This is a genomic window from Streptomyces sp. NPDC058674 (assembly GCF_042716505.1).
Classification (GTDB): domain Bacteria; phylum Actinomycetota; class Actinomycetes; order Streptomycetales; family Streptomycetaceae; genus Streptomyces.
On sequence record NZ_JBHXSC010000028.1, the window covers coordinates 72236 to 79216 of the forward strand.

3 protein-coding genes are annotated in these 6981 nt (G+C 71.9%); all 3 read right to left on the reverse strand.

Translation table 11 applies throughout. From position 1 onward, the window contains the following. Positions 1–186: 186 nt before the first annotated feature. Positions 187–5154 carry an NAD-glutamate dehydrogenase gene (locus ACFWU6_RS17075; protein ID WP_383981726.1) on the reverse strand — a complete coding sequence of 1656 codons (4968 nt, stop codon included), beginning with the start codon at positions 5152–5154 and terminating at the stop codon, positions 187–189. A gap of 362 nt (positions 5155–5516) precedes the next feature. Beyond that, positions 5517–6212 (reverse strand): HAD family hydrolase, encoded by a 696-nt coding sequence (locus ACFWU6_RS17080; RefSeq protein ID WP_383813052.1) that lies wholly within the window; start codon positions 6210–6212, stop codon positions 5517–5519. Beyond that, positions 6209–6718: a DUF6912 family protein gene (locus ACFWU6_RS17085; protein WP_383981728.1), complete on the reverse strand. Its 510-nt coding sequence runs from the start codon at positions 6716–6718 to the stop codon at positions 6209–6211. Before ACFWU6_RS17085 ends, ACFWU6_RS17080 begins: the two co-directional genes overlap by 4 nt. Positions 6719–6981 lie beyond the last annotated feature (263 nt).

Below are 6981 nucleotides of genomic sequence, written 5' to 3' on the forward strand. Positions count from 1 at the left end.
CCGGGCTCCGCGCGCCGCCGCGTGCGAGGCGCGGGGGGCGGAGGTCGGGGGGCGGAAGTCGGGGGGCGCCGCCCGGCCGGCCGGCGCCCCGCGCACACGGAACGGGCCGGGCCCGGGACCGCATGGTCCCGGGCCCGGCCCGTCCGGCGACACCGGCCGCGGCGCCGCGCGGCGCAGCGCCGTCGATCAGCTGTGCACCCGCAGCAGCGACCGCATCGTCCGCATCGCCACCGACAGGTTCGCCAGGTCGAAGTCGTCCGAGCCGCGGATCTCGTCCAGGGTCGTACGGGCCCGCGAGATGATCGCCGCGTTCTTCTCCTCCCACGCCTTGAAGCGCTCCTCGGGAGTCGAGGTGCCGTTGCCCACGGACAGCACGTCGGCCGTCAGGGCCGCGTGCGCCGCGAACAGGTCCTCGCGGATGGACGCGCGGGCCATCGACTGCCAGCGGTCGGACCGCGGCAGTTCGATGATGCGGTCCATCAGCTGGGTGATCTCCAGGCGGTCGGCGAGGTCGTAGTACACCTCGGCGACGTCCAGCGGGGCCACGCCCGTGCGGTCGGCGATCGCGACGACGTCCAGCGTCGGGAAGGCGGAGGAGAAGCCGGCCACCTTGGCCGCCAGCTCCTCCGGCACGCCCTCGCCGATCAGCTCGTCCATGATCGACCGGTACCACTCCAGGTCCGCGCCGCGCACCAGCTTCGGCACCTCGGACCAGACCGCGCCCACCCGCTCGCCGAAGAACTCGATGGTCTCGGTGATCGCCAGCGGCTGCGGCCGGTTGTTCAGCAGCCAGCGCGTCCCGCGCTCGACCAGACGCCGCGAGTGCAGCCGGATCCGGGTCTGGACACTGGCCGCGACCTTGTTGTCGAGCGCTTCGACGTCGTCCCACACCTCGGCGAGGCCGAAGATCTCGCGGGCTGCGAGCTGCGCCCGGACGATCTCCTCCGTGGAGGCCCCGGTCTCCTCGCGCAGGCGGTGCAGGAAGGTCGAACCGCCCGTGTTGACGGTGTCGTTGACCAGGATCGTGGTGATGATCTCCCGGCGCAGCGCGTGCGCGTCGACCTGCTCGGGGAACTTCTCGCGCAGAGCGGCCGGGAAGTAGGCGAAGAGCAGGCGGCGCAGGTACGGATCGTCGGGCAGACCGGTGGCGATGAGCTCGTCCGCCAGGGTGATCTTGGTGTAGGCGAACAGGACGGCCAGTTCCGGCTGCGTCAGGCCCCTGCCGGTGCCCAGCAGTTCGCGGATCTGGCGGTCCGCGGGCAGGAACTCCAGCTCGCGGTTGAGCAGTCCGGCGCGCTCCAGCCGGCGCATGAAGCGCTGCTGCGCGTGGAGCAGGCTGGGGGCCTGCGCCGCGCCGTTGGCGAGCGCGACGTTCTGCGCGTAGTTGTTGCGCAGGACGAGGTGGCCGACCTCGTCGGTCATCTCGGCGAGCAGCTTGTTGCGCTGCTTGACGGTCATGTCGCCGTCCGTGACCACCGCGTTCAGCAGGATCTTGATGTTCACCTCGTGGTCGGAGGTGTCCACGCCCGCGCTGTTGTCGATGGCGTCGGTGTTGATCCGGCCGCCTTCGCCGCCGGCGCCGGTACGGGCGAACTCGATGCGGCCGAGCTGGGTGAGCCCCAGGTTGCCGCCCTCGCCGATGACCTGGGCCCGCACCTCGCAGCCGTTGACGCGGATGGCGTCGTTGGCCTTGTCGCCGACGTCGGCATGGGTCTCGGCGGTCGCCTTGACGTAGGTGCCGATGCCGCCGTTCCACAGCAGGTCCACGGGGGACCGCAGGATCGCCTGCATCAGGTCGGCCGGGGTCATCTTCGTGACGCCGGCGTCGATGCCGAGGGCCTCGCGGACGTGGGCGTTGACCGGGATGGCCTTCGCCGTACGCGGGTGGATGCCGCCGCCCGCCGAGAGCAGCGCGGTGTCGTAGTCCGCCCACGAGGACCGCGGCAGCTCGAACAGGCGCCGGCGCTCGGCGTAGGAGGTGGCCGCGTCCGGGTTCGGGTCGATGAAGATGTGCCGGTGGTCGAAGGCCGCGACCAGGCGGATGTGCTCGGAGAGCAGCATGCCGTTGCCGAAGACGTCGCCCGACATGTCACCGACGCCGACGACGGTGAAGTCCTGCGTCTGGGTGTCGTGGCCCAGTTCGCGGAAGTGCCGCTTGACGGACTCCCACGCGCCGCGGGCGGTGATGCCCATGCCCTTGTGGTCGTAGCCGGCCGAGCCGCCGGACGCGAAGGCGTCGCCGAGCCAGAAGCCGTAGGCCTCCGCGACCCCGTTGGCGATGTCGGAGAAGGTCGCGGTGCCCTTGTCGGCGGCGACGACGAGGTAGGTGTCGTCCTCGTCGTGGCGGACCACGCCGACGGGCGGCACGACCTCGCCGGCCACCATGTTGTCGGTGATGTCGAGCAGCGCCGAGATGAAGATCTTGTAGGAGGCGATGCCCTCGGCCAGCCAGGCGTCGCGGTCCACCGACGGGTCGGGGAGGTTCTTCGCGACGAAGCCGCCCTTGGCGCCGACCGGCACGATGACGGTGTTCTTGACCATCTGCGCCTTGACCAGCCCCAGGATCTCCGTACGGAAGTCCTCGCGGCGGTCGGACCAGCGCAGACCGCCTCGGGCCACCTTGCCGAAGCGCAGGTGGACGCCCTCGACGCGCGGGGAGTACACCCAGATCTCGAAGGCCGGGCGCGGCGCCGGCAGGTCCGGGATGGCCTGCGGGTCGAACTTCATCGACACGTAGCTGTGCTGCTCGCCCGCGTCGGTGAGCTGGAAGAAGTTCGTCCGCAGCGTCGCCTTGATCAGCGTCAGGAAGGCCCGCAGGATGCGGTCCTCGTCGAGCGAGGCGACCTGGTCCAGGGCCCCGTCCAGCTCCTCCAGCATGGCGTCGACGAGCTCGCTGCCGGCGGTCTGCCGGGCGGGCGACATCCGGGCCTCGAAGAGGGAGACCAGCAGCCGGGTGGTGTGGACGTTGGTGCGGAGGGTGTCCTCCATGTAGTCCTGGCTGAAGGTGGATCCGGCCTGGCGCAGGTACTTGGCGTACGCGCGCAGGACGACGGCCTGCCGCCAGGTCAGTCCGGCGCCCAGCACCAGGGAGTTGAAGTTGTCGTTCTCCGCCTCGCCCTTCCAGACCGCGGCGAAGGCGTCCTGGAAGCGCTCCCGGGCGTCGTCGCCGAAGTAGGAGTCGCCGTTGCCCTGGGCGACGGGCATCCGCAGGCCGAAGTCGTAGATCCAGGCGTTGACCCGGTCGGAGCGGCGCAGCTCGTAGGGGCGCTCGTCGGTGACCTCGACGCCCAGGCGCTGGAGCACGGGCAGCACGGCGGACAGGGAGACCTGCTCGCCGGTGCGGTAGATCTTGAAGCGGCGCTCGCCGGGGCCGGCGCCGACCGGCTCGTACAGCGACAGCGCGAACTCGCTCTCGCTGGCGGTGAGCCGCTCCAGGTGGCAGAGGTCGGCCACGGCCGCGCGCGGCGAGTGGTCGGCCTTGTAGCCCTCGGGGAAGGAGGTGCCGTAGCGGCGCAGCAGCTCGGCGGCGCGCTCCTCGCCCAGCTCGGCGACGAGGGCCTCGGCGAAGCCGTCGGCCCAGGAGCGGGCGGCGTCGACCAGGCGGCCCTCGATGCGCTCGACGTCGGTGTCGGTGAGGACGGGCAGTTCCTTGCCCTGGGGGACGCGGACGACGAAGTGGATGCGGGAGAGGATCGATTCGGTGTTCCAGGCGGTGAAGTCGACGCTGATGCCGTCGAGCTCCTCCTTCAGGATGTCGATCAGGCGCAGCCGCACGCCGGTGGTGTAGCGGTCGCGCGGCAGGTAGACGAGAGCCGAGTAGTAGCGGCCGTACTCGTCCTGGCGCAGGTACAGCCGCAGCCGGCGGCGCTCCTGCAGGTACAGGACGGAGGTCACGATGGACTGGAGCTGGTCGACCGGGGTCTGGAACAGCTCGTCGCGCGGGTAGGTCTCCAGGATCTGGAGCAGGTCGCGGCCGTCGTGGCTGCTCGGCGCGAAGCCGGCGCCGTCGAGGACCTCGACCACCTTGCGGCGGATGACCGGGACGCGGCGCACGGACTCGGTGTACGCGGCGGAGGAGAACAGGCCGAGGAAGCGGCGCTCGCCCACGACGTTGCCGTCAGCGTCGAACTTCTTGACGCCGACGTAGTCGAGGTAGGACGGACGGTGCACGGTGGAGCGGCTGTTGGCCTTGGTCAGCACCAGCAGGCGGTGCTCGCGGGCCTTGGCGCGGGCGTCGGCCGGCAGCCGGTTGAAGGACGGCGAGACGGGATGGCCGTCCTCCTTGCCGCTGTGCAGCGGGTCGGAGCGCAGAATTCCGAGGCCGGTGCCGGGCACGGCGGTCAGCGCGTCCCCGTCGACGAGGTTGTACTCGCGGTAGCCGAGGAAGGTGAAGTGGTCGTCGGCGAGCCAGCGCAGCAGCTCGCGGGCCTCTTCGAGCTCGTACTCGCGCAGGTCGGGCGCGGTGGGCTCGTTCGGCAGCTCCTCGGCGATGCGCTTCGCCGCGTCGCGCATCTTCTCCCAGTCCTCGACGGACTCGCGGACGTCGGACAGGACGCGCAGCAGGTCGGCGGTCATCTGCTTGAGGTCGGCGCGGTCGGTCTCGCGGTCGATCTCGACGTGGATCCAGGACTCGACGAGCGAGTCGTGGGGGCGCTCGGTGCGGGGACCGTGGGCGTCGCAGTCGGGACCGAGGATCTCGATCAGCTTGCCGGTGACGTCACGGCGGACGACGACCTGCGGGTGGATGACGACGTGGATGCCGCGGCCCTGGCGGGACAGCTCGTTGGTCACGGAGTCCACGAGGAAGGGCATGTCGTCGGTGACCACCTCGACGACCGAGTGGCTGGAGGTCCAGCCGTTCTCCTCCACCGTGGGGGTGTGCACGCGCACGTTCGCGGTGCCCTGTGGCCGGTTCTCGGCAAGCCGGTAGTGCGAGAGCGCCGCCCCGAACACGTCGACGGGGTCCCGGTCCAGCAGGTCCTCTGGGGCGGTGTGCAGGTAGTAGCGCTGGAGGTAGCCGAGAACAGTGTCCCGGTCCGGACGCCCCCCCTGCTCGGACCCAGTCGGAAGTAGCCCCCCGGCCGGGCTGTTCTCAGCTACCCGGGCCGCCCTCGTGAGCAGCTCGGCCTTTGCTTCGTCCAGCTTGGTCTGCATGTCCTCTGGCTCCTGTCGCGCGCCATTGCGTGACGTAGGTGAAGGAAGGATCGACACAGCGCCGCGGTGAGGCGGGATGCCCGTCCGTAATCGAGATCGACGCTATGTCGTCGAGAAGGCCGACCGGGAGGGTTTCGGCCATGATCGCCGAGTCCCGGTGGCGGAGAGCAGCGAGGGCCCGGGCGCCGTAGGGCGCCGGGCCGGGTCCGGGGGCTTCGGCGCCCCCGAGGACTATCGCGCTGATCACGGGTACAAGGCTATCTCCCCCCACCCCCGGCCCGTCATGAGCTGTATGTGTACAAATCCGGGGGTGGAACTTTGACACTCTGGACAGCGACGCGACCGGTCGGCCGTGCAGGCCGCTATTCGGCCAGCCCGCGAGCCGTCCGCACCGCTTCCGCCAGGGTGTCCACGACGGGGACACCGGCCGATTCCAGACTGCTGCGGCTGTGCGAGCCGCCCGTGTACAGGACCGCCCGCGCCCCGATGTGCGCGGCCGCGAGGGCGTCGTCCACGGCGTCTCCGATGAGGACCGTACGCGCGGGCGTCACGCCCGTCCCCTCGAGGGCAGCCATATGGCGTACGAGATGTCCTGCCTTGCCGGTGTGGGAGGGGCCGGTGCGGCCGTCGACGCGCAGGAAGTGGCGCTCGATCCCGAGGGACCGCACGAGCGGTACGAGCTTGTCGTGCGGCGCGAGGGACAGCAGGGACTGCGTGAGCCCGTCCCGCTCCCAGCCCGCGAGCAGTTCCAGGGCTCCTTCGGCGAGGCCGGCGGCGTCTGCGGCGGCCCAGTAGTGCCGGTGGAAGGTGTCGTCCATGAGGAGCCACTCGGCGTCGGTGGGCAGCCGCCCCATGAGCCGCTCGTAGAACTTGGGCACGGGGACGACGTACAGGTCGCGGTACGTCTCCAGGGTGATCGGCGGGAAGCCGAGCTCGGCGAAGGAGGCGTTGGTCGCGGCCATCACGGCGTCGATGTCGTGGAGCAGCGTGCCGTTCCAGTCCCAGACTATGTGGGTGGGGTGCGCGGGGACGAGCGCGGGCGCGGGGTCGAAGGTCACTTCAGCAGCCCCGGGATCTCCTGGACGCCGAACCACAGCAGCTCGTGGTCGTCCGCGCCGTCGACGGCGGCCCGCGCGTGGTCGTCACCGCCGTCGGCGGCGGCCACGGCCCGCACGGCCGCGGCGACGTCCTCGTGGGCGTCGTCGGCGTCGACGTGGACGGCGGCGGCCACGGAGAGCCGTACGGCGGCGGCCAGGGCGACCCGGCCGAGCGCGGCCTCGTCGGACCCGTCGGCCCCGGGGGCGGCGGTGACGGCCTTGTCGGCGACGTCGAGGGCCACCACGACGCGCCGGGGCGGGGCGGCGGGGTCGGCGGCGATGAGCCGCAGCGAGGCGGCGGCGGCCCGGCCGAGGGCCGCGTACTCCAGCTCCTCCATGTCGTCCGACACGTACCACTCGCGCAGCCCGGGGGTGACGGCGTACGCGCGCAGCGGGGCGGGGCCCAGCTCACCGGCCTCGTGCGCCTCGGCGAGCCCGGGGAGGGTCAGGGGGACGTACACACGCATGGCCGGCTGCTTTCGGTAGTCGGAAACGCCCCCAGGATACGACCGGTGGCGCCGGCGCCGCCCGCCCCCGGCGGGACGGCCGGGCCGTCCGCCCGAGTGACGGCCGCCGTCCCCCATCGGGGTGCCGCGGGAGACCCGGCTCCCGTCCACCCCGCGACGCACCGACGGCCCGCGCGGGGCCCGCCCCGGGGCCCGCGCGGGGCCCGGGGCACTCGGGTAAGTGTAACTGGGCGGCCGCGGGCCGGGCGGCGGGAGACGTTGGC